This window comes from Pseudomonas sp. R43(2017) (genome assembly GCF_002112345.1).
Classification (GTDB): domain Bacteria; phylum Pseudomonadota; class Gammaproteobacteria; order Pseudomonadales; family Pseudomonadaceae; genus Aquipseudomonas; species Aquipseudomonas kribbensis.
Map to the genome: position 1 here is coordinate 244,364 of NZ_NEHJ01000006.1, position 17,612 is coordinate 261,975.

Annotated in this window: 26 protein-coding genes; 12 read left to right on the top strand and 14 right to left on the bottom strand. The window is 59.4% G+C overall.

Annotation, left to right across the window (positions count from 1 at the left end; translation table 11 throughout):
* Positions 1-108 precede the first annotated feature (108 nt).
* The 12 genes from CAG02_RS18805 to CAG02_RS18860 all read right to left on the bottom strand — a co-directional run bounded on the left by CAG02_RS18805 (position 109) and on the right by CAG02_RS18860 (position 6,967).
* Entirely contained in the window at positions 109-498 is a 390-nt protein-coding gene (locus CAG02_RS18805; protein ID WP_085710870.1) for an antiterminator Q family protein, read from the bottom strand.
* Complete coding sequence (locus CAG02_RS18810; protein WP_085710871.1) at positions 495-779, bottom strand: hypothetical protein; 285 nt, start codon at positions 777-779, stop codon at positions 495-497. The genes CAG02_RS18805 and CAG02_RS18810 overlap by 4 nt, the downstream gene beginning before the upstream one ends.
* Positions 776-2,149: a DnaB-like helicase C-terminal domain-containing protein gene (locus CAG02_RS18815; protein WP_085710872.1), complete on the bottom strand. Its 1,374-nt coding sequence runs from the start codon at positions 2,147-2,149 to the stop codon at positions 776-778. Before CAG02_RS18815 ends, CAG02_RS18810 begins: the two co-directional genes overlap by 4 nt.
* Positions 2,146-2,946, bottom strand: a complete 801-nt coding sequence (locus CAG02_RS18820) for an ATP-binding protein (RefSeq protein ID WP_085710873.1) — start codon at positions 2,944-2,946, stop codon at positions 2,146-2,148. Before CAG02_RS18820 ends, CAG02_RS18815 begins: the two co-directional genes overlap by 4 nt.
* Positions 2,927-3,652 (bottom strand): helix-turn-helix domain-containing protein, encoded by a 726-nt coding sequence (locus CAG02_RS18825; RefSeq protein WP_085710874.1) that lies wholly within the window; start codon positions 3,650-3,652, stop codon positions 2,927-2,929. Before CAG02_RS18825 ends, CAG02_RS18820 begins: the two co-directional genes overlap by 20 nt.
* Before the next feature lie 2 nt (positions 3,653-3,654).
* Positions 3,655-3,879, bottom strand: a complete 225-nt coding sequence (locus CAG02_RS18830; protein WP_085710875.1) for a hypothetical protein — start codon at positions 3,877-3,879, stop codon at positions 3,655-3,657.
* Complete coding sequence (locus CAG02_RS18835; protein ID WP_085710876.1) at positions 3,876-4,490, bottom strand: hypothetical protein; 615 nt, start codon at positions 4,488-4,490, stop codon at positions 3,876-3,878. Before CAG02_RS18835 ends, CAG02_RS18830 begins: the two co-directional genes overlap by 4 nt.
* Positions 4,487-5,320 (bottom strand): phage antirepressor KilAC domain-containing protein, encoded by an 834-nt coding sequence (locus CAG02_RS18840; protein ID WP_085710877.1) that lies wholly within the window; start codon positions 5,318-5,320, stop codon positions 4,487-4,489. The genes CAG02_RS18835 and CAG02_RS18840 overlap by 4 nt, the downstream gene beginning before the upstream one ends.
* Positions 5,317-5,820, bottom strand: coding sequence for a helix-turn-helix transcriptional regulator (locus CAG02_RS18845; RefSeq protein ID WP_085710878.1), 504 nt, complete (start codon positions 5,818-5,820; stop codon positions 5,317-5,319). The genes CAG02_RS18840 and CAG02_RS18845 overlap by 4 nt, the downstream gene beginning before the upstream one ends.
* Positions 5,817-6,143: a hypothetical protein gene (locus CAG02_RS18850; protein ID WP_085710879.1), complete on the bottom strand. Its 327-nt coding sequence runs from the start codon at positions 6,141-6,143 to the stop codon at positions 5,817-5,819. Before CAG02_RS18850 ends, CAG02_RS18845 begins: the two co-directional genes overlap by 4 nt.
* 8 nt (positions 6,144-6,151) lie before the next feature.
* The gene (locus tag CAG02_RS18855) at positions 6,152-6,475 is read right to left on the bottom strand and encodes a hypothetical protein (RefSeq protein WP_085710880.1); all 324 of its coding nucleotides are present in this window, start codon (positions 6,473-6,475) and stop codon (positions 6,152-6,154) included.
* 138 nt (positions 6,476-6,613) lie between these two features.
* Positions 6,614-6,967, bottom strand: a complete 354-nt coding sequence (locus CAG02_RS18860; RefSeq protein ID WP_371856508.1) for a transcriptional regulator — start codon at positions 6,965-6,967, stop codon at positions 6,614-6,616.
* Positions 6,968-7,015: 48 nt separating this feature from the next.
* On the opposite strand from CAG02_RS18860, the gene CAG02_RS18865 reads away from it, so the two are divergent.
* The 5 genes from CAG02_RS18865 to CAG02_RS18885 all read left to right on the top strand — a co-directional run bounded on the left by CAG02_RS18865 (position 7,016) and on the right by CAG02_RS18885 (position 9,228).
* Complete coding sequence (locus CAG02_RS18865; RefSeq protein ID WP_085710882.1) at positions 7,016-7,783, top strand: XRE family transcriptional regulator; 768 nt, start codon at positions 7,016-7,018, stop codon at positions 7,781-7,783.
* 118 nt (positions 7,784-7,901) lie between these two features.
* Positions 7,902-8,219: a helix-turn-helix transcriptional regulator gene (locus tag CAG02_RS18870; RefSeq protein WP_085710883.1), complete on the top strand. Its 318-nt coding sequence runs from the start codon at positions 7,902-7,904 to the stop codon at positions 8,217-8,219.
* 120 nt (positions 8,220-8,339) lie between these two features.
* Positions 8,340-8,762, top strand: coding sequence for an Arc family DNA-binding protein (locus CAG02_RS30275; protein WP_085710884.1), 423 nt, complete (start codon positions 8,340-8,342; stop codon positions 8,760-8,762).
* Positions 8,753-9,025, top strand: coding sequence for a hypothetical protein (locus tag CAG02_RS18880; RefSeq protein WP_085710885.1), 273 nt, complete (start codon positions 8,753-8,755; stop codon positions 9,023-9,025). The genes CAG02_RS30275 and CAG02_RS18880 overlap by 10 nt, the downstream gene beginning before the upstream one ends.
* Positions 9,022-9,228, top strand: coding sequence for a hypothetical protein (locus CAG02_RS18885; RefSeq protein ID WP_139831882.1), 207 nt, complete (start codon positions 9,022-9,024; stop codon positions 9,226-9,228). The genes CAG02_RS18880 and CAG02_RS18885 overlap by 4 nt, the downstream gene beginning before the upstream one ends.
* Here the strand turns inward: CAG02_RS18885 and CAG02_RS18890 are convergent.
* Positions 9,215-9,508: a hypothetical protein gene (locus CAG02_RS18890; RefSeq protein ID WP_085710886.1), complete on the bottom strand. Its 294-nt coding sequence runs from the start codon at positions 9,506-9,508 to the stop codon at positions 9,215-9,217. The genes CAG02_RS18885 and CAG02_RS18890 overlap by 14 nt on opposite strands.
* A gap of 170 nt (positions 9,509-9,678) precedes the next feature.
* On the opposite strand from CAG02_RS18890, the gene CAG02_RS18895 reads away from it, so the two are divergent.
* The 7 genes from CAG02_RS18895 (at position 9,679) to CAG02_RS18925 (ending at position 17,357) form a co-directional block, all read left to right on the top strand.
* Positions 9,679-10,419: a DUF1566 domain-containing protein gene (locus tag CAG02_RS18895; RefSeq protein ID WP_085710887.1), complete on the top strand. Its 741-nt coding sequence runs from the start codon at positions 9,679-9,681 to the stop codon at positions 10,417-10,419.
* Positions 10,412-10,792, top strand: a complete 381-nt coding sequence (locus CAG02_RS18900) for a hypothetical protein (protein ID WP_139831884.1) — start codon at positions 10,412-10,414, stop codon at positions 10,790-10,792. Before CAG02_RS18895 ends, CAG02_RS18900 begins: the two co-directional genes overlap by 8 nt.
* A 184-nt stretch (positions 10,793-10,976) precedes the next feature.
* The gene (locus tag CAG02_RS18905) at positions 10,977-12,161 is read left to right on the top strand and encodes a site-specific integrase (protein WP_085710889.1); all 1,185 of its coding nucleotides are present in this window, start codon (positions 10,977-10,979) and stop codon (positions 12,159-12,161) included.
* A gap of 36 nt (positions 12,162-12,197) precedes the next feature.
* Entirely contained in the window at positions 12,198-13,970 is a 1,773-nt protein-coding gene (locus CAG02_RS18910; protein ID WP_085710890.1) for an N-acetylglutaminylglutamine amidotransferase, read from the top strand.
* 3 nt (positions 13,971-13,973) lie between these two features.
* Positions 13,974-15,722 (top strand): N-acetylglutaminylglutamine synthetase, encoded by a 1,749-nt coding sequence (gene ngg, locus CAG02_RS18915; protein ID WP_085710891.1) that lies wholly within the window; start codon positions 13,974-13,976, stop codon positions 15,720-15,722.
* 157 nt (positions 15,723-15,879) lie between these two features.
* Positions 15,880-17,070 (top strand): osmoprotectant NAGGN system M42 family peptidase, encoded by a 1,191-nt coding sequence (locus CAG02_RS18920; protein ID WP_085710892.1) that lies wholly within the window; start codon positions 15,880-15,882, stop codon positions 17,068-17,070.
* Between the two features lie 59 nt (positions 17,071-17,129).
* Positions 17,130-17,357 (top strand): YheU family protein, encoded by a 228-nt coding sequence (locus CAG02_RS18925; protein ID WP_085710893.1) that lies wholly within the window; start codon positions 17,130-17,132, stop codon positions 17,355-17,357.
* 5 nt (positions 17,358-17,362) lie between these two features.
* On the opposite strand, the gene csrA is transcribed toward CAG02_RS18925, so the two are convergent.
* Positions 17,363-17,548 (bottom strand): carbon storage regulator CsrA, encoded by a 186-nt coding sequence (gene csrA / locus CAG02_RS18930; protein ID WP_085710894.1) that lies wholly within the window; start codon positions 17,546-17,548, stop codon positions 17,363-17,365.
* Positions 17,549-17,612: the final 64 nt, after the last annotated feature.

Here is a 17,612-nt window from a genome sequence, read left to right on the forward strand (position 1 = left end):
CCAACAAAAAAGCCCGACGCAATGGCCGGGCTTTCTTTGTTGTGTCGCGCTTGAAAAGCTGAACACCGTGCCATGAAAACAGGAGCTTATCCGCGTGGAAAGACTTTTCTACGCAGCTTCGCGAATTCTCTCCAGCGCGCAGTCAACCCACGCAACCCCGGCCTTGATCAGCTCTCGGGCCTTGGCTTCGCCGATGCCCGCCGCACGGGCTATTCGCAGAGCAGGCCATTTGGCTCCGAAGTACAGCCAGATGAAGTCGCCCATTTGCGTGTCTCGATTGATCAGGCGAGCCACTGCACCGTCGATGACCAACGCCAGGTCATCGGTCAGGCTGTACTCCTTCACCCCTCCCGTACACGGGCTATTGTCTCGGATCAGCGCGTAGAGCGGCGACACATAGCTCGGTACACCCATGCTATCCATGCGCCAGAACCCCCACTGTTCCAGCATCCACTCGGTGTCGCCCAGAGCCTTCCCCACGTACGTTCTTTTTTTCATGCTGCCTTCCTCGGGTTTGGCTCATCCATGCCGAACAGCTCCCGCAGCAGCTTGTCAGCGATCTTGTTTTTTGCGTTGCCTTCAGTGATCCAGCGCCGGGCGAAGTCTTCAAATCCCAGGTTCACCCGGGATGCGTGCCAGTCAGCGACGATGTCCATGAAAGCGGCCGACGCGATCCGGCCATTGGGTCTGTCCAGCAGCAGACGGTTTCCCTGCTTCAGGAATTTGCACTCGACCACGGTCAGGCTCTTGCGCGGCAGTGCCGCAGTTACGTTGCTCATCGGGTTTTCCCTCTGTACTGACTGGCGAACGAGCGGCCCATTTCGACCTCCTCGTTACTCGGCTCGCGGTTGCCGGCGAAGTTGACGAATCGGGCGTACTGGCCCTGCTGCTGAACGAGACATGACCCGACCGGTGCGTGCCTGCACTTCGGCATGATCAGCTCGGTGACACCGTTCTGGCCCTCCTCCGAGTCGTTGTCGCGATGAACGAGGATGATGCAGTGGGCATCCGCCTCGATCTGTCCGGAGTCGCGCAGATCGGAGGCAATTGGCTTTTTGCCTGGGCGATTCGTCGAGTTGCGGTTCAGCTGCGCCAGCAGGATCACCGGCACCTCCAGCTCTTTGGCGATGTTGACGATACCGGTAGAGATCTTGCCCAGCTCCGAGGTGCGGTTGAACGACTTACCATCGGAGCCGATCAGGCCGATGTAATCGATCACCACCACGTCGAGGCCGTGAGTACGCTGCACCTGGCGGGCGATGCTGCGAATGCGCGCCACCGTCAGCCCGGACTTGTCACATACGAACAGCGGCACATCGAGGATCTTGCTCACGGCCGAGGTCAGCCGCGGCCAGTCATCGTCCTGCAGTTGCCCGTCATCGAGTTTGCGCAGGTCGATGCCGCCAATGGACGCGAGCGCGCGATTGCCCAGCTCCTCTTCGGGCATTTCCAGCGAGAACACCATGCCGACGCCAGCGCCGCTGCACGCAATGTGCTGTGCGATCTGCAGGCCGAGCGTAGTTTTACCACTGCCCGGCAGGCCGGCCACGATGGTGACGGTCTTCTTCCGCAGGCCGCGGATCAGTTTGTCCAGGTCCACCAGTCCGGTCGATAGACCAGATTGCAGGGTGCCGTTGAACTTGGAGTCGATGATGTCGATGTTGCGCGTCACCACCTCGTCCATGCGCTTGTAGTCCGGCTCTCCGGTTTGCAGGTCACGCAGATCCGCCATTGCTTGCTGCGCGCTGGCAATGATCTCGGCGACCGGCCGATTCTCGGTGGCCAGCTCGCGCACCGTGTCGGCAGCGTCGACCAGGCGGCGCAGTACCGCGCGTTCTGTCACCACCTTGGCGTAGGCCTTCCAGTTGGCGGTGCTGGGCGTGTTGCGCGCCAGCTCGGCGGCGTAAGCCATCGTTCGGGTGCCGCTCGGTAAGAACTCGGCGTAGTCATGCAACGTGACGGGGTCGACCGGGTTTCCACCTGCGTGACAGCCGACCATTGTCTGGAACAGTGCGGCGTTTTCTGGATCGTGAAAGTCCGCTACCTGCACCTGGCCGGTGATCGAGTCGAACAAATTGGAATCCAGCAGCATGGAACCCAGCAGTGCGTGTTCAGCCTCATCGCTGAACAGTTCGCGATACTCACTCATGCCGTGGCCCTCATCGAGGACCAGCTGAAACCGACGGCTTGACCACCGTTCTGGCGCAGGCGATCGAGCGCGCGATCACCGATGAACTGGCCAAGAGTGCTGGCCGGCAGGTTCGACACCACCACGGTCGGGCGCACCAGCTGGTACCGACGATCAATGACTTCGTGCAGCAGGCCCAGCTCGTACTCGCTGCCCTTCTGCGCGCCGATTTCGTCGATCACCAGCAGATCCAGAGCGGCGAGTTCGTTGATCACATCGCGCTCGGTGTATTCGGCGCCGCGCACCATCGCACCCTTGGCGATGCGGATGATTTCCGCCGCCGAGACGATGTGCGCCAACGCTCCGAATTTCCTGATCACCTGCTGGACGATGCCGCTGGCCAAGTGAGTTTTGCCGGTGCCAACGTTGCCGGTCAGCAAAAGCCCACGGCCGGCGCGATAGTTCTCCTCGAACTGGTCGGCATATGTCTGGCATACGATCAGCGCCGAAGTCATGTCTGCGGTGCTGGTCCGGTAGTTGTCGAGCGTGCATTCGACGAAGCGTGGAGTGATGCCCGAGCCGATCAGCAGCTCGTTCAGCGCCGTAGCCTTGCGGCGGGCCAGCGCCTGCGTGTGGGCCTCGCTGCGGGTGTCGGCGGTGTTCATCGCCTCCCACTGGCACCGGCGGCAGGTGCGCACCAGATACGAGCCGTCGAACTGCTCGACTTCGGCGCCGTCGACCATGCCGTGTACGGGGCACTGGGCCTCGAAGAAACGAACATCCGGCACGCGGCAGAAGTTAGAAATTGGTTTGGCCATGTGGCACCTCCGGATAAGCGTTTGGTTCGTGTTGCGGCAAGTTGGTGAACGTCGAGGCCTTCCCAGTCACTGGCTTGAGTTCGTCATGCCAGCGCTCACCGTTGAGCCAGGTCGCGGCATTCGGGATGTAACGCCCACCATCCTTCGTCCAGTCCTCGGAAATGCAGTGGCTGCCCAAAACAGTGATCAGGGTCTGGCGTAGTTCCTCGTTCGGCTTCAGCTTCGCCCAGGCCTTGGCGGCGTCCTTGCGAGACTTCTTCTTCGGGTACAGCTTCCAAAACTGGTCGAAGCCTTCCATCGAGTCAGTGCCCATAGATTTAGGTTCATTGTCTGGTTCAGAAGAGTGACTGGTTCTGGTGCTTTCTGGGCCTACACCCCCTGTAGGCTGTGGGCCTACACCTGTGCTTTCTGAGCCTATAGGGGTGCTTTTTTGGCCTACAGCCCAAAGATTCAGAAAGTACAGGTTCGTTGAGTTACCTTTCGGGCCTTCACGGTTCTCGATACGCAGGAAACCCTGGGCCTCAAGCTGCTTGATGTGTTTGCGCACCGTGCTCCGGTCGATCTCGCACTGGTCAGCGATGTGCTGGTAGGACGGCCAGCACTCCCCGATATCGCTGGCGTTGTCGGCCAACTTGATCAGCACCAGCTTGCGCAGCGGGTTTCCCACCTTGGCTTCCAAAGCCTTGACCATCAAATTCATGCTCATGGTCAGATCTCCAGCTCGGCGCAGACGCGGCGAATGAAGGCGTCGTAGGTCTCGCTCATTACCAGCCCTTGATCCTCAAGCGCCTGACGGTAGGCCTTGGCGCTTGAGTACATGACCCAGCGATCACGCTCTGGCAGTCCCTTGAATTGGCTGTAGCTCGGCCACGGGCCGGCGATCACCGATACCGGACCTTTCTCGGCGGTTGTGGTTTGCGGGAGTCGATTCATTGCAGCGTCTCCTGCTTGGCCTGAACGACCTGGGCGCCAGCAAACGGAGAGTCGGCGCCGAACAAATCAGGCAGATCCCCTTCTGGCGCTGTCTTGATCCAATCGACCATGGCCAGGAAGCAGGCCTCGAACAGCGGGCCACCTTCGCCCCATGCCTCAAACTTCGGGCTGACGCTGTTCTCTAGGCGAGCGACATAGATCAAGCCTGCCAGGCTTTGCTCCTCCTTGCTCGCCGCCTCCCTGTGAACAGGATTGATGCTGAGCAAGTCGCACAGCCCGACAAAGCCGATGGCTTCAAAAGCGCCCTCGGTATCCTTGATCAGGTTGTAGCCAAACCCTACGAGCCCCTGCTTGATGACTTTGAGCTCTTCGTCGCGGTGGCTTTTGGACTTCTGCATCAGCATGTCCATCTGGCCTTGCGCGAAAGGAAGGTATGGTTTGAGCTTCCCGGCCTCTCGGCGAAAAATACGACGCTCGTCATGGATCTGGGCGCGATGCCTTAGGCTGTTCCGGATGACCCGTCGCATAAGAATCATCATGTCGCGCTGAGAGAGGTCTTTGCGGGCAATTTTGCCGATTTTCTGCGCTACTTCGAGGTTGATTGTGTTCACGTCCGATCCTCCAGCAGATCATGGTCGCGTTTTGCCCAAAGCTCCTGGATCTTGGCGAAGCCCTTTCCAGTTACACGGCAGGTAAATTTGGTTTTGCGCTCCCCCGTCTCTTCGTCCCTATAGGAGTGAGCGGAAGCAACGAGATAGCCGGCCTCGATCTTGGCCTGGTACGGCTGGTTGTAGCGGTCAACCCAGCGCTTCTGTTTGAGGAACTCGAACAGACGGTTCTGGCCAGTACCGATGGCCTGCGCCACCTCGCGAACGTAGTGAACGCCATGAGACACAACGACCTGGTCGTGGAACTCAACCTTGGGCGCGTCGGCAACAACCTTTTGCTCGAGCAGCAGGTTTTCGCTGGACAGCTCCTTGTTGTCAGCCGTGAGAGCCACGACTTTGCTGACGTTCTCCAGCAACAAGCTTTGCAGTACGGCCGGATCGCTGAGAGCAGCCATTACACTGGCCTGGTGGTTGGTCAGCTTCTGTTCCAGCTCGGTCATGTAATCGAACACTGCGGCCTGCAGGTCGTAGCTGTAGGACATGGCCATCAGGCACGACTCGCGCTTTGGGAAGCGGTAGCCGGGAGATTTCCGCGTAGCGCCGTTGCCCACGATCACATCGAACATGCAGGAAAAATTTCCGGCATGTTCGCCAAGAACCCTAGGCACCTTCTTGAGGAGGTCGGCGTGCTCTACCTTTGCAAACCCTTCCGAGGGGAATGCCTGACCAGCCACCTCAGCCTGCCCCTGGCGATGGCTGTTGATGAAGTCGACCAGCTCCAGACTGGTCATCGTGATGACGGCATCGCCGCCTTGGAATTTGGTAATGGTCATTGCGCGCCCCCCGACCCAAAGGCCAACCAATTGATGTCGACCTTGCAGGCTCGGGCGATCTCGGCGAGGTAAGAAGTGCGCTTGGTCTTGCCGCTTTCGATCTGGCTGATTGACGTCTGCTGGGCACCGATCAAACGGGCGAGATCTGCCTGACTGAGTGGTGTGGATTCGCGCGCCAGCAAAAGCCGTTCGGCCAGAGTGGTGTCAGGGCCTTCCGGAATCCGCGCCACGTTCTCGTATTGCGCATTTTGTGGCGCAGGTTCCGACTCGCCCAACTGCTTGAACTGGTCGATGGCGCTGTACACGCCTCCGAATCCGGTGTCGCTGAAGTATTTCGCCAGCTCGGCCAGGGCGCCCGCAGACTTTCCACAGTTGTGCAGATGATCGAGGTGGATTGCGCTGGCCAGCGCGCATTGCCATTCGAGCAGATCCTTGGCCGCGAGCAGTTGAAACTCAGCCTCTTGAGCCGCTTCTTGCATGGTTGGAAGTGGATTGTTCATTTGGCTGCTCCCTGATGCGGGATGTTCGCCAGCTTGTAAGCAGCGGCGGCGCCAGCGTCGGCCATGGACATCGACAGGAGCGCCAGCGAGTTGATCAACCAGCCCGCGCTCATTGCGAGATCGTCGGTGAGTTCGTTGTGGTTCGCAGCGTGGGCGATCAGCTCACCGATGGCCGCGACGCCATGAAGGGTGCTGATCTGGAAATTGTCGTTGGTGTTTTCAATCGAGTTGAGATGCTCAACCTGATCGGGCGTGAGCTTCACGCCCTTGGTTGAGCAAGCCGGGAATTCGCGCTCAACATCAACAATCAGGTGTTTCCACATTGGAGCATTCATTGTGAAATCCCCCCTGTTTCCGCGCCTTTCTGAACAGACCAGACCAGCGCGCTGACCGTCTCCGCCAGAAACCCCAGAGCCGCCATGCCGTCGCAATACGCCATCTCGCCCATGTTCAGGCTGTCGTGCATGTGTTGGCAGATCTGTCCCAAGCCAGACGACAGGACCTTCGCGGTTTGGAGTGCATCCTCGGCGTTTACACCAGGCGCGACGCTGAGCATTTGAATGCCCCGGTTATCGATCGGCGTGTTGTAAAAACCCACAAGGGCTGTTAGCAGCTCTTGCGATACGATGGGGTTGGTGCTATTTTTTGGGTGCATGAAATCGTCCTCCAACAGACGAAGTAGTACGAAGACCCCTGCGAAGGGTCTGGTTAAGAAGCCCGCCTGCGAAGCGGGCTTTTTGTTGCCCGGAGAAAAGTCAGCCGGACAGCAAAAACTGGGAAGTCTCTCGGGGGCTCATGGGGCGACCTGCTGACCACTGTATGGAATACCAGCACCATCAGCGGACTGACGTTCGGTCGAGAGGTGCAGTACATTTGCGCTCAAGGTCGGCGACTGCTCTGGATAGAGATCTGGCCGGAGCTGCGAGCGTGAAATTCCAGACTCGGCCTCAATGCGAAGAACGTGCTTCCCAGGAACATGGCCAGTTGCGCACATGCGCTGAACGTTCTGTGGGGTGCAGCCCAGCTTTTTCGCCAAGTTCGTCTGACTCCCCAGTGCCCGTACGGCACTGGCCATTGCTTCGATACTCATATGAAATCCCAACGGATTTATGACATTGCCGCCGAGGTTACAGTCGACATTTGCCATTTACAAACGATATTTGCAATGCCGCCTACAAAAGGACGCTTGTAAGCTATGGACATGAGCACACCCACCATTGCACAAATCATCACTGAGGCACGCGAGCGTGCGGGCCTTAATCAGTCGGAGCTGGCGCGCCGCCTCGGCGTAACTCCGCAATCCGTACAAGCCTGGGAATCAGGGCGTGCGGTACCGCGCGCTGCCAAATTCCAAGCGATCGCACAGGTGCTAGGAGTTCGTGGCCACACTCTGCTGCAAGCGAGCGGAATGATGAGTGGCAAATCTGTTTCGGAGCTTCTCCGGATTTTAAGCGACGACGAGCCCCAGCCATCCGAAGGATCATTGCTCCAGGACATGCGCATTTGGGATGAAACCACTCCCCTCGATGACGACGAGATTTATGTTCCTCTTCTCCGAGAAGTAGAGCTCTCTGCCGGCTCAGGCAGATTCGCGATAGAAGAGGGGCCGACTTCCAAACTTCGCTTTTCAAAGCAGGATCTTCGTGCAAATGGCGTACAGTTTTCCGATGCCAAATGCGTATCCGTTAGCGGGAGCAGCATGCTTCCAGTATTGCGGGACGGATCTACCGTTGGGGTAAACGTCGGGAAAAACAGGCTTACAGACGTTGTAGATGGGGAAATGTACGCGATCAGCCACAATGGGCAGCTTCGAGTAAAACAGGTTTTCCGTCTGCCAACAGGTCTGCGTTTGCGCAGTTACAATCGAGACGACTATCCCGATGAAGACTATACATTCCAGCAACTGCAGGATGAGCAGGTAACTATCCTGGGGCATGTTTTTTGGTGGGGAATGTTTGCCTAACCAGTGATTGAAGGTCGCTTTCGCGGCCTTTTTCATCAACAAAATTACAAATATTATTTGCAATTACAAATTTCAGACTGTACTTTCACTCCATCGCATCCCGCATGGAGCTACCAGCATGAACGCAGCAACCACTATCACAGCCCACGGCCTGACCGGCTTCCTAGGTCGCGGCGCAGCTCAGCGAGAGCTTGAGTGCCTGCTGGAGGTTGCTGGTGGCTCTACCGGCAAAGAGGCTGCACAAGCTCTCGGAATGAGCGAAGACAGCGTGAAGAAGCGCTTGCTTTCTCTTACAACGAAACTTGGCGTAACCCGCCGCGCCGCTTTGGTTGCTGAAGCGTTTCGACTGGGCTTAATAGCCTTTACCGGAAACATGACTCCGGCACCTCATCAACATCACGAGCGGGATTCCCACGACGGCGTCTTCATCGCGTGATTAGCGGCGTGTGCCTGTGCGCGGGCGCAGTTCGGTGATCAGCGAGGCCTGACCCACCCCTGGAACGATTTTCGCGAAAGCCAACAACGCGGCCGGGATTCGCTCGGCCTGGAGATCCGCATGAGCACCAAACAATTTGATTCAAGGACGGCCGACAAGTTTGTCGCACGCCTGCCTGACGGCCTGCGCGCCGAGATCGAGGCAATTGCCAATGACAGCGACCGGAGCATGAACGCGGTGTTTGTTCAGGCGGTTCGACAGTACACAGACGGCCAGAAGCGTCAGCAGTTGTTGCTCGACTCCTTGGCAAATTCTGTCGCTTTAGCGTCGGCAGTTACCGACACGATGCTTATCGACGACCGCGTGCGGATGGCGGCCAACGCCCGGCGCTATGAGTGGCTGCGTGATCGGCAGATCATCCAAGACCATGACACCAACATTCTGGTGATGGCTGGCGACTCTTACTCCACCGGCGCTGAACTGGACAAGTGCATCGATGACGCAATGCGCCTCGAAGTGATGGAGGACGCCCCATGCGCCTGATGATCATCACCGCCCTGCTGCTGATCGCTGGGCATGCCTCCGCCGGCGAGCAGGTGCTGATCGACGTTCAACACGACAGCAAGCGCCAGGTGACTTGCTGGATCACCCCTCAGGGCGGAATCAGCTGTTTGCCCGATGGCTCGCTCCAACAGCAGTCCACCCCGTCAAGTGACGCGGGCCGGGCATCTCCAGCCGGTTCGGCGCATGAAATCACCTCGTTGGTGGCCACCCCGCTACCGCAGCTCGAGAGGTTCCAGCTATGAGCACCATCATTACGAATGGATCGACGATCACCCAGACGGCTGGAAATGAGTTCGCCAGTCTTGGCGCCCGCCTCGTCCGCTTCGGCCAAGCCCTGCAAGAGCCCAGCACCACCGTAAGCGAGCTGTCGAAGCTGGCCGGCGCCTGTGGTATCAAACTGAATCTGCGAGCAGTTGTTTCTTCGGAGATTTCTACCGATGACTGATAGAGCGCCCTTTTTCTCCGAATCCAGCGGCAATCTGTCGGGCCTGATAAATACCCCAATGAAGCGTAGTCGTGACGGTATCGGAAACTCCATCCAAATATGCTTCTTCGAAAATCGGCGAGCATGCCGAGTTGTAAACGCCAATAAACAGCTGTGGAATTCCTATTTTCGACAGCCTGGCCTGCACATCAATGATGATGCCGTTGGATGTGACTTCGTGATGATCCACGGTGGGCAAACGGCAGTCGGCCCACATCCAGTAAGCAGAACCGCGTTTCATTTCAAATCGCCTCCTTTTCCATCGAAGAGCATGCATGTTTCGTCGGTATTTGGTGTACCGCCGTATTTATCATCAGTCAATAAATTCTCAAAAATGATACACATTAAATTTTTGACTGTTTGGTTAAGGCTTGTTTCTGCGAAGTATGTCTCGCTGCGAGGTTCTCAGTGATGAATCAGAAGAGGATTCATCAAAATGAATTACCGGCCATCGGTCAGCCGTTCGCCGGCGGCTTCTTCGCTGGGCGCCCGTTCTTCGGTGGCGTGGAGCACGCACTCATCGACGCCGGCCGCGAGTTCGAACAGCCCGCGCAATGGTGGGACCGGGCAGGCCCGCGCCTGAATGTGCGCGGCAGCAAGTCCTACCACGACGGGCTGGCCAACACCCTGGCGATGGCCGAGGCCGGAAGTGCGATCGCACAGAAGGTGCTGACAATGGCGATCCGTGGTCACCGGGGGTGGCACATTCCGGCGATCGAGGAGTTGCAGCTTATGCGCGCCAATCTGCTGCAGCTGGAACCGTGGGGGAAACACTGGCCGGTCGATGGAGCTGGCGGGCCTGCCCAGGCCTTCGCGTTGCGCGAATACTGGTCCAGCACACAAAAGCCATCCGCCGGCAGCGCCTGGTGCCTTCACATGCTGCCCTGGTGCACGCCGGATACGAACTGGACGAGCAAGGAAAAGGCCGTCCGCCCGGTGCGCACCCTGCCGATCAAGGCCGGTGCCTTTGTTCATGCGCCGTCGACCGACGCGCCGCTGGCCGACACAGATCTGCGAGGTCTGGCCAATGAGGCGGCAGTTGCCAGCGTGATCGAGCGTTTCGTGAACGAAGATGCCGGGAAGTTCTACGGGCGCACCGATGCGCTGGTGGCCGAGCTGGCAGCAATTGCAGGAGGTCAGGTCCATGGCTAAGACAATCCTACGAGTGCGCGAAGGCTCGATCGCGTACTACCTGAACGAGTCATCGGTAGGCGCCAAGAACAGCGGCCGTCGATTCATCCTGAGCCGCACCAGCGATCACGGGAAAACGAAAGACGGTTGGATCAAGGTCAACTCGACGGAGCACCAGGTGCTGGTCGACGCGGAAGGCGATGTCGAGCGGTTCGCCGCCTGCGCCAGCCTGTTCGCAAGTAAGCCACATCGCCCGCACGTTGATCGGCATCACATCCGTGGGATGGCCGGCAAGTGGGAAGGCGTGGCATTTCCAGCTCGCGTGACGCATGGGCGTGACGCGACACAAAACGCAAATCAAGAAAACGTGTCGCGACACGTAGGAGGTGACTGATGGGGGCTGCTGAAAAATTGCCCGAAGAGGAAGGTCACGACAAAGTGACCGAGAAGCGGATGGCGGAACTGGTGGGCACCACAGCGAAGGCGCTGCAGCGCAAGAGAGAGCGGAAGATCATCCCGCAAGGCGTCTGGTCGAAGATCGACGGCCGGATCATGTACAGCAAACGGAGATACGACGAATGGATCGAAAGTCTGTGGACTTGCCAACAGGGGTTGAGTTTGTCGGTCCATCAATCCGAATTCGTTTCTCCTGGAACAAGAAGCGGTGCTGTGAAACGCTCCCCTTCCCTCAGACCGCGAAAGGAATCGCCGCAGCGGCAAACCTTCGTTCTCAGGTAAAGCAACTGGACAAGCTCGGCGCACTCACCCCGCAAAAGTACGCCGAGCTGTTCCCGGGCACTCGTAGCGCCGAAGTTCAGACCATGCCGATCTTCTTCGACTATGCCCAGGACTGGCTCGACAGCCTCCAGATCGTGGAAAGCACGCGCAAAAACTACCGGTCAACACTGCAAAATTACTGGGTTCCCTACCTCGCAGCCAAGCCAATGGACAAGATCACACCTGTGCTCTTGCGAAAGGTCGTCAACGACATCGAGTGGACCTCGGCCGTTCGGCGCAAGGATGCAATCAGGCTGATGACCACCATCTTCACCCAGGCCGTGCGTGACGAGCTGATTCACCGCAATCCGGCCAGTTCGATCCCGCCCACTCGCGTGACAAAACGCGACCTCGATCCGTTCTCACGCGACGAGGCTGACCTGATCATCGAAAAGCTGTACGAACTGACGAGCGGCCTACAACAGATTTACGCGATCTTTTTCGAGTTCTCGTTCTACACCGGCATGCGTCCGGGAGAGGCAATGGCACTGCGCTGGGAAGAGATCGACATGCGCAAGAAGACTGCCAAAGTTTGCCGCATTCGCATCTATGGAAAGATCCAGGAGCGAACTAAGACGAAGAGATCCCGCGAAGTTTTATTGAACGATCGCGCAATCAAGGCGCTCGAAAAAGCCAGGCCACTCACAGCGGCGCGTTCGGATTATGTGTTCGCGCCAGAAGGATCGGGAGATAAATCAGAGTTGTATATCCGATCCGAGACTGGCCCAAAACGCTACTGGTTGAGCGCGCTGCGAAAGTTAGGTATTCGGCATCGCAGGATGTATGACACGCGCCACACGTACGCAACGATGTGTTTGATGTCGGGGATGAATCCAGCGTTCATTGCCGCACAGCTTGGACACAGCGTTCAGATATTGCTTTCCACCTATGCCAAGTGGATCAACTCGCCGAACGACTGGGCGGAGCTTGAGAAGCTGGATCGATTGGAAAGTGGTACAAAAACGGTACGGGAAAATCACCAGTAGCTACATGAGCGCCGAAATACAAAGGGTTTACGGTACATGTGCGGATTAGCTGGCGAGTTACGTTTTGATCAACAACCTGCAGACCTTGCAGCCATCGAGCGAATCACCCATCACCTGGCGCCTCGCGGCCCGGATGCGTGGGGTTTTCATGCCCAAGGGCCGATTGCCCTGGGCCATCGACGCCTGAAAATCATGGACCTGTCGGACGGCTCGGCGCAGCCGATGATCGACAGTCAACTGGGCCTGTCCCTGGCCTTCAATGGCGCGATCTACAACTTCCCGGAACTGCGTGCCGAACTCGAGGCGCTCGGTTATGCGTTCTACTCGGGCGGCGACACCGAAGTGCTGCTCAAGGGCTATCACGCCTGGGGCGAGGCGCTCCTGCCGAAACTCAACGGCATGTTTGCCTTCGCCATCTGGGAGCGAGATGCCCAGCGCCTGTTCATCGCCCGGGATCGTCTCGGCGTGAAACCGCTGTACCTGTCGCGCACCGGCCAGCGCCTGCGTTTTGCCTCGGCCCTGCCGGCGCTGCTCAAGGGTGGTGACATCAACCCGATCCTCGATCCGGTGGCGCTCAACCATTACCTGAATTTCCACGCCGTGGTACCTGCACCGCGCACCTTGCTGGCCGGCATCGAAAAACTGCCGCCAGCGAGCTGGATGCGCATTGAAGCGGACGGCACCACCGAGCAGAAAACCTGGTGGACCCTGCCCTACGGCCCACACGACGACGAGAAAAACCTGACTCTCGAAGACTGGCGCGACCGCGTACTCGACAGCACCCGCGAAGCCGTGGCGATCCGTCAGCGGGCGGCGGTGGATGTCGGCGTACTGCTTTCCGGTGGTGTCGATTCGAGCATGCTCGTTGGCCTGCTGCGTGAAGTCGGCGTGGAGAACCTGTCGACCTTTTCCATCGGCTTCCAGGATGCCGGCGGCGAACGCGGAGACGAGTTCCAGTACTCCGACCTGATCGCCAAACACTACGGCACCCGGCACCATCAACTGCGCATCGACGAAAAAGAGATCATCGAGCAACTGCCTGCCGCGTTCCGCGCCATGAGCGAGCCGATGGTCAGCCACGACTGCATCGCCTTCTACCTGCTGTCCCGGGAAGTGGCCAAGCATTGCAAAGTGGTGCAAAGCGGCCAGGGTGCCGACGAATTGTTCGCCGGTTATCACTGGTATCCGCAAGTCGATGGCGCGGCCGATCCCTACGCGGCGTATCGCGAAGCGTTTTTCGACCGCAGCTACGACGATTATGCCGCCACGGTGCAGCCGAAATGGCTGACGGCCAATGACGCCGCCGGCGACTTCGTGAAGGAACATTTCGCACAGCCCGGCGCCGATGCGGCGGTCGACAAGGCCCTGCGCCTAGACAGCACGGTGATGCTGGTGGACGACCCGGTCAAACGCGTCGACAACATGACCATGGCCTGGGGTCTGGAGGCGCGCACGCCGTTTCTCGACTATCGCCTGGTGGAATTGTCTGCCCGTGTTCCCGGCAAATTCAAACTGCCTGACGGCGGCAAGCAGGTCTTGAAAGAAGCCGCACGGCTGGTCATTCCGAGCGAGGTGATCGATCGCAAGAAAGGCTACTTCCCGGTGCCCGGCCTCAAGCATCTGCAAGGCGACACCCTGAACTGGGTACGCGAACTGCTGCTGGATCCGAGCCAGGATCGCGGCCTGTTCAACCCCGCCATGCTCGACAAATTGCTGACCGATCCACAAGGCCAGTTGACCCCGTTGCGCGGCTCCAAGCTGTGGCAACTGGCGGCGCTGAACCTGTGGCTCAGCGAACAAGGAATCTGATCGATGAAACCTCACGCCACGGCTTACAGCCAACGGCTGCTGCGCGGTCAGACACCGTCCTACGAACGTTTGCAGGCGCGTCTGGCCGAGGATGGCAACCAACCGAGTGCCGAGCCGATTGCCGTGCATTGCGGCTGGGGCCGGTTGCTGATCGGCCACACATTCCCCGACCCGGCCAGCCTCGCCCAGGAATTGCTCAACGAGCAGCCGGGCGAGCGCGATATCGCGTTGTACGTGGCCGCGCCGCAGCAGATTCTCGGTCTGGAACCGACTCAACTGTTTCTCGACCCCTCCGACACCTTGCGCCTGTGGTTCAGCGATTACCGCCAGGCCACCCGGGTGTTTCGCGGCTTCCGCATCCGCCGCGCACAAAGCGAAGAGGACTGGCAGTCGATCAATCAGCTGTATCAGGCGCGCGGCATGCTGCCGATCGACGCCACCCTGCTCACCCCGCACCATCAGGGCGGCCCGGTGTACTGGCTGGCCGAGGACGAGGACAGCGGCTCGGTGATCGGCAGCGTCATGGGCCTCAATCATCAGAAGGCTTACAACGACCCGGAAAACGGCAGCAGCCTGTGGTGCCTGGCGGTGGATCCGCAGTGTTCGCGTCCCGGGGTCGGTGAAGTGCTGGTGCGGCATCTGATCGAACACTTCATGAGTCGCGGTTTGAGCTACCTCGACCTGTCGGTGCTACACGATAACCGTCAGGCGAAAAACCTCTACGCCAAACTCGGTTTTCGTAACCTTTCGACCTTCGCCATCAAGCGCAAGAACGGCATCAATCAGCCGCTGTTTCTCGGTCCCGGACCAGAGGCCGATTTCAATCCCTATGCGCGGATCATCGTCGAGGAAGCCCATCGACGTGGCATCGATGTGCAGGTGGACGATGCCGATGCCGGGCTGTTCACCCTCAGCCATGGCGGGCGTCGGGTGCGTTGCCGCGAATCCCTGAGCGATCTCACCAGCGCCATCAGCATGAATCTGTGCCAGGACAAAAGCCTGACCCACAAGGTGCTGAAAAACGCCGGGTTGAATGTGCCGTCACAGCAACTGGCGGCGAACGCGGACGACAATCTGGCGTTTCTCGACGAGCATCAGCGGGTGGTGGTCAAGCCGCTGGATGGCGAGCAAGGTCAGGGCGTGGCCGTTGACCTGCGAAGCATCGAAGAGGTGCAGCAAGCGATCGATTCGGCGAAACAGTTTGACAGCCGCGTGCTGCTCGAAAGTTTCCATGAAGGCCTCGACCTGCGGATTCTGGTGATCGGTTTCGACGTCGTCGCAGCCGCGATCCGCCGGCCTGCCGAGGTGGTGGGTGACGGTCATCACTCCATCGGCGCCCTGATCGAAGCCCAGAGCCGACGCCGGCAAGCGGCCACCGGCGGCGAAAGCAAAATCCCGCTGGATCATGAAACCCAGCGCACCCTGCACGCTGCCGGTTACGACTACAGCAGCATCCTGCCGGCCGGCGAGCATCTGTTTGTGCGGCGCACGGCGAACCTGCACACCGGTGGCACCCTGGAAGACGTCACAGCGATTCTGCATCCGACCCTGGTCGATGCCGCCGTGCGCGCAGCGCGAGCGCTGGACATTCCGATGGTCGGGCTCGACCTGATGGTGCCCGCCGCCGATCAGCCGGAGTACGTGTTCATCGAAGCCAACGAACGGGCCGGCCTGGCCAACCATGAGCCGCAGCCGACGGCCGAGCGGTTTGTCGATCTGTTGTTTCCGCACAGTCAGCCGGCAGTCTCTTGATTACCCGGTGTCTGTATTGACGCCTTCGCGAGCACGCTCGCTCCCACAGGGTACCGCTGCTTATGTGGGAGCGAGCTTGCTCGCGAAGAGGCCTGACCAGACACCACAAACTTCCCTCATCGAAACCATCGATGCGCCCAACTCATCAGGAGTTTCCATGACAACGAACATTCCCGAACCGGATCTAAACTACCTGCAAAAAGTCCTGCTGGAAATGCTCGCCATTCCCAGCCCCACCGGATTCACCGACACCATCGTGCGTTACGTCGCCGAGCGGCTGGAAGAACTCGGTATTCCCTTTGAGATGACCCGACGCGGCACGATCCGCGCCACCCTCAAGGGCAAGAAAAACAGCCCCGACCGTGCGGTCTCGGCGCACCTGGACACCATCGGTGCCGCCGTCCGTGCAGTGAAGGACAACGGCCGTCTTACCCTGGCGCCGGTCGGTTGCTGGTCGAGCCGTTTTGCCGAGGGCAGCCGCGTCAGCCTGTTTACCGACAACGGCGTGATCCGTGGCAGCGTGTTGCCGCTGATGGCGTCCGGGCACGCCTTCAACACCGCCGTGGACGAGATGCCGATCAGCTGGGATCACGTCGAACTGCGCCTGGACGCCTACTGCGCGACCCGCGCCGATTGCGATTCGCTGGGTATCTGCGTGGGGGATGTGGTGGCGTTCGATCCGCTGCCGGAATTCACCGAAAGCGGCCACATCAGCGCCCGACATCTGGACGACAAGGCCGGGGTCGCCGCGCTGCTCGCAGCGTTGAAAGCCATCGTCGACAGCGGTCAGGAGTTGATGATCGATTGCCATCCGCTGTTCACCATCACCGAGGAAACCGGTAGCGGCGCGGCGGCGGCCTTGCCGTGGGATGTCAGCGAGTTTGTCGGGATCGACATCGCGCCGGTTGCGCCCGGCCAGCATTCCAGCGAGCACGCGGTGAGCGTGGCGATGCAGGATTCCGGCGGGCCCTACGACTATCACTTGTCGCGGCATCTGTTGCGGTTGGCTGGCGAAAACGAGTTGCCGGTGCGTCGCGACCTGTTCCGCTATTACTTCAGCGATGCCCATTCGGCGGTCACCGCCGGCCACGACATTCGCACCGCCCTGCTCGCCTTTGGTTGCGACGCGACCCACGGCTACGAACGCACGCACATCGACAGTCTGGCGGCACTCAGTCGCCTGCTGGGGGCGTACATCCTGAGCCCGCCGGTGTTCGCCAGCGATGCGCAACCGGCCAACGCCTCACTGGATCGCTTCAGTCACCAGATCGAGCACGAGACACAAATGGAAAGCGACACCCGGGTGCCGTCGGTGGACAGCCTGGTGGGGCAACGCTCGGACAGTTGAGTCTGGCCCTCGGCGATCATTCGCCGTAGCATCCCGACATTGATTTAGCCGAGGTGCCCATGCTGATTCCCTACGACGCGCTCGAAGTCGACACCCTGACCCGCCTGATCGAGGATTTCGTCACCCGCGACGGCACCGACAACGGTGACGACACCCCGCTGGAAACCCGCGTGTTGCGGGTTCGCCAGGCCCTGATCAAAGGCCAGGCGCTGATCGTCTTCGATCCGGAAAGCGAGCAATGCCAGTTGATGCTCAAGCACGACGTGCCCAAGCACCTGTTCGACTGAAACGGTCAGCGGCCCTTACCGTTGACCTGCTTGCGCTGGATCCGCTCGTAGACTTCGGCACGATGCACGTTGACCTGCTTTGGCGCCTCGACGCCGAATCGCACGCTGGAGCCGTTGACTGCCAGAACGCGCAAAGTGATGTTGTCGCCGATGGAAATCAGTTCACCGACAACACGGCTGAGTACAAGCATGGGGGTTGTCCTTCAAGGTTTTCGAGCCTTGAAGATGCGCGGCTTTCGAGCGCCCTACAATGCG

Bases quoted from the DNA above. Each gene is read 5' to 3' on its own strand.
- CAG02_RS18805 (WP_085710870.1), bottom strand. From the start codon at position 498: ATGAAAAAAAGAACGTACGTGGGGAAGGCTCTGGGCGACACCGAGTGG.
- CAG02_RS18810 (WP_085710871.1), bottom strand. From the start codon at position 779: ATGAGCAACGTAACTGCGGCACTGCCGCGCAAGAGCCTGACCGTGGTC.
- CAG02_RS18815 (WP_085710872.1), bottom strand. From the start codon at position 2,149: ATGAGTGAGTATCGCGAACTGTTCAGCGATGAGGCTGAACACGCACTG.
- CAG02_RS18820 (WP_085710873.1), bottom strand. From the start codon at position 2,946: ATGGCCAAACCAATTTCTAACTTCTGCCGCGTGCCGGATGTTCGTTTC.
- CAG02_RS18825 (WP_085710874.1), bottom strand. From the start codon at position 3,652: ATGAGCATGAATTTGATGGTCAAGGCTTTGGAAGCCAAGGTGGGAAAC.
- CAG02_RS18830 (WP_085710875.1), bottom strand. From the start codon at position 3,879: ATGAATCGACTCCCGCAAACCACAACCGCCGAGAAAGGTCCGGTATCG.
- CAG02_RS18840 (WP_085710877.1), bottom strand. From the start codon at position 5,320: ATGACCATTACCAAATTCCAAGGCGGCGATGCCGTCATCACGATGACC.
- CAG02_RS18845 (WP_085710878.1), bottom strand. From the start codon at position 5,820: ATGAACAATCCACTTCCAACCATGCAAGAAGCGGCTCAAGAGGCTGAG.
- CAG02_RS18850 (WP_085710879.1), bottom strand. From the start codon at position 6,143: ATGTGGAAACACCTGATTGTTGATGTTGAGCGCGAATTCCCGGCTTGC.
- CAG02_RS18855 (WP_085710880.1), bottom strand. From the start codon at position 6,475: ATGCACCCAAAAAATAGCACCAACCCCATCGTATCGCAAGAGCTGCTA.
- CAG02_RS18860 (WP_371856508.1), bottom strand. From the start codon at position 6,967: ATGGCAAATGTCGACTGTAACCTCGGCGGCAATGTCATAAATCCGTTG.
- CAG02_RS18865 (WP_085710882.1), top strand. From the start codon at position 7,016: ATGGACATGAGCACACCCACCATTGCACAAATCATCACTGAGGCACGC.
- CAG02_RS18870 (WP_085710883.1), top strand. From the start codon at position 7,902: ATGAACGCAGCAACCACTATCACAGCCCACGGCCTGACCGGCTTCCTA.
- CAG02_RS30275 (WP_085710884.1), top strand. From the start codon at position 8,340: ATGAGCACCAAACAATTTGATTCAAGGACGGCCGACAAGTTTGTCGCA.
- CAG02_RS18880 (WP_085710885.1), top strand. From the start codon at position 8,753: ATGCGCCTGATGATCATCACCGCCCTGCTGCTGATCGCTGGGCATGCC.
- CAG02_RS18885 (WP_139831882.1), top strand. From the start codon at position 9,022: ATGAGCACCATCATTACGAATGGATCGACGATCACCCAGACGGCTGGA.
- CAG02_RS18890 (WP_085710886.1), bottom strand. From the start codon at position 9,508: ATGAAACGCGGTTCTGCTTACTGGATGTGGGCCGACTGCCGTTTGCCC.
- CAG02_RS18895 (WP_085710887.1), top strand. From the start codon at position 9,679: ATGAATCAGAAGAGGATTCATCAAAATGAATTACCGGCCATCGGTCAG.
- CAG02_RS18900 (WP_139831884.1), top strand. From the start codon at position 10,412: ATGGCTAAGACAATCCTACGAGTGCGCGAAGGCTCGATCGCGTACTAC.
- CAG02_RS18905 (WP_085710889.1), top strand. From the start codon at position 10,977: ATGGATCGAAAGTCTGTGGACTTGCCAACAGGGGTTGAGTTTGTCGGT.
- CAG02_RS18910 (WP_085710890.1), top strand. From the start codon at position 12,198: ATGTGCGGATTAGCTGGCGAGTTACGTTTTGATCAACAACCTGCAGAC.
- ngg (WP_085710891.1), top strand. From the start codon at position 13,974: ATGAAACCTCACGCCACGGCTTACAGCCAACGGCTGCTGCGCGGTCAG.
- CAG02_RS18920 (WP_085710892.1), top strand. From the start codon at position 15,880: ATGACAACGAACATTCCCGAACCGGATCTAAACTACCTGCAAAAAGTC.
- CAG02_RS18925 (WP_085710893.1), top strand. From the start codon at position 17,130: ATGCTGATTCCCTACGACGCGCTCGAAGTCGACACCCTGACCCGCCTG.
- csrA (WP_085710894.1), bottom strand. From the start codon at position 17,548: ATGCTTGTACTCAGCCGTGTTGTCGGTGAACTGATTTCCATCGGCGAC.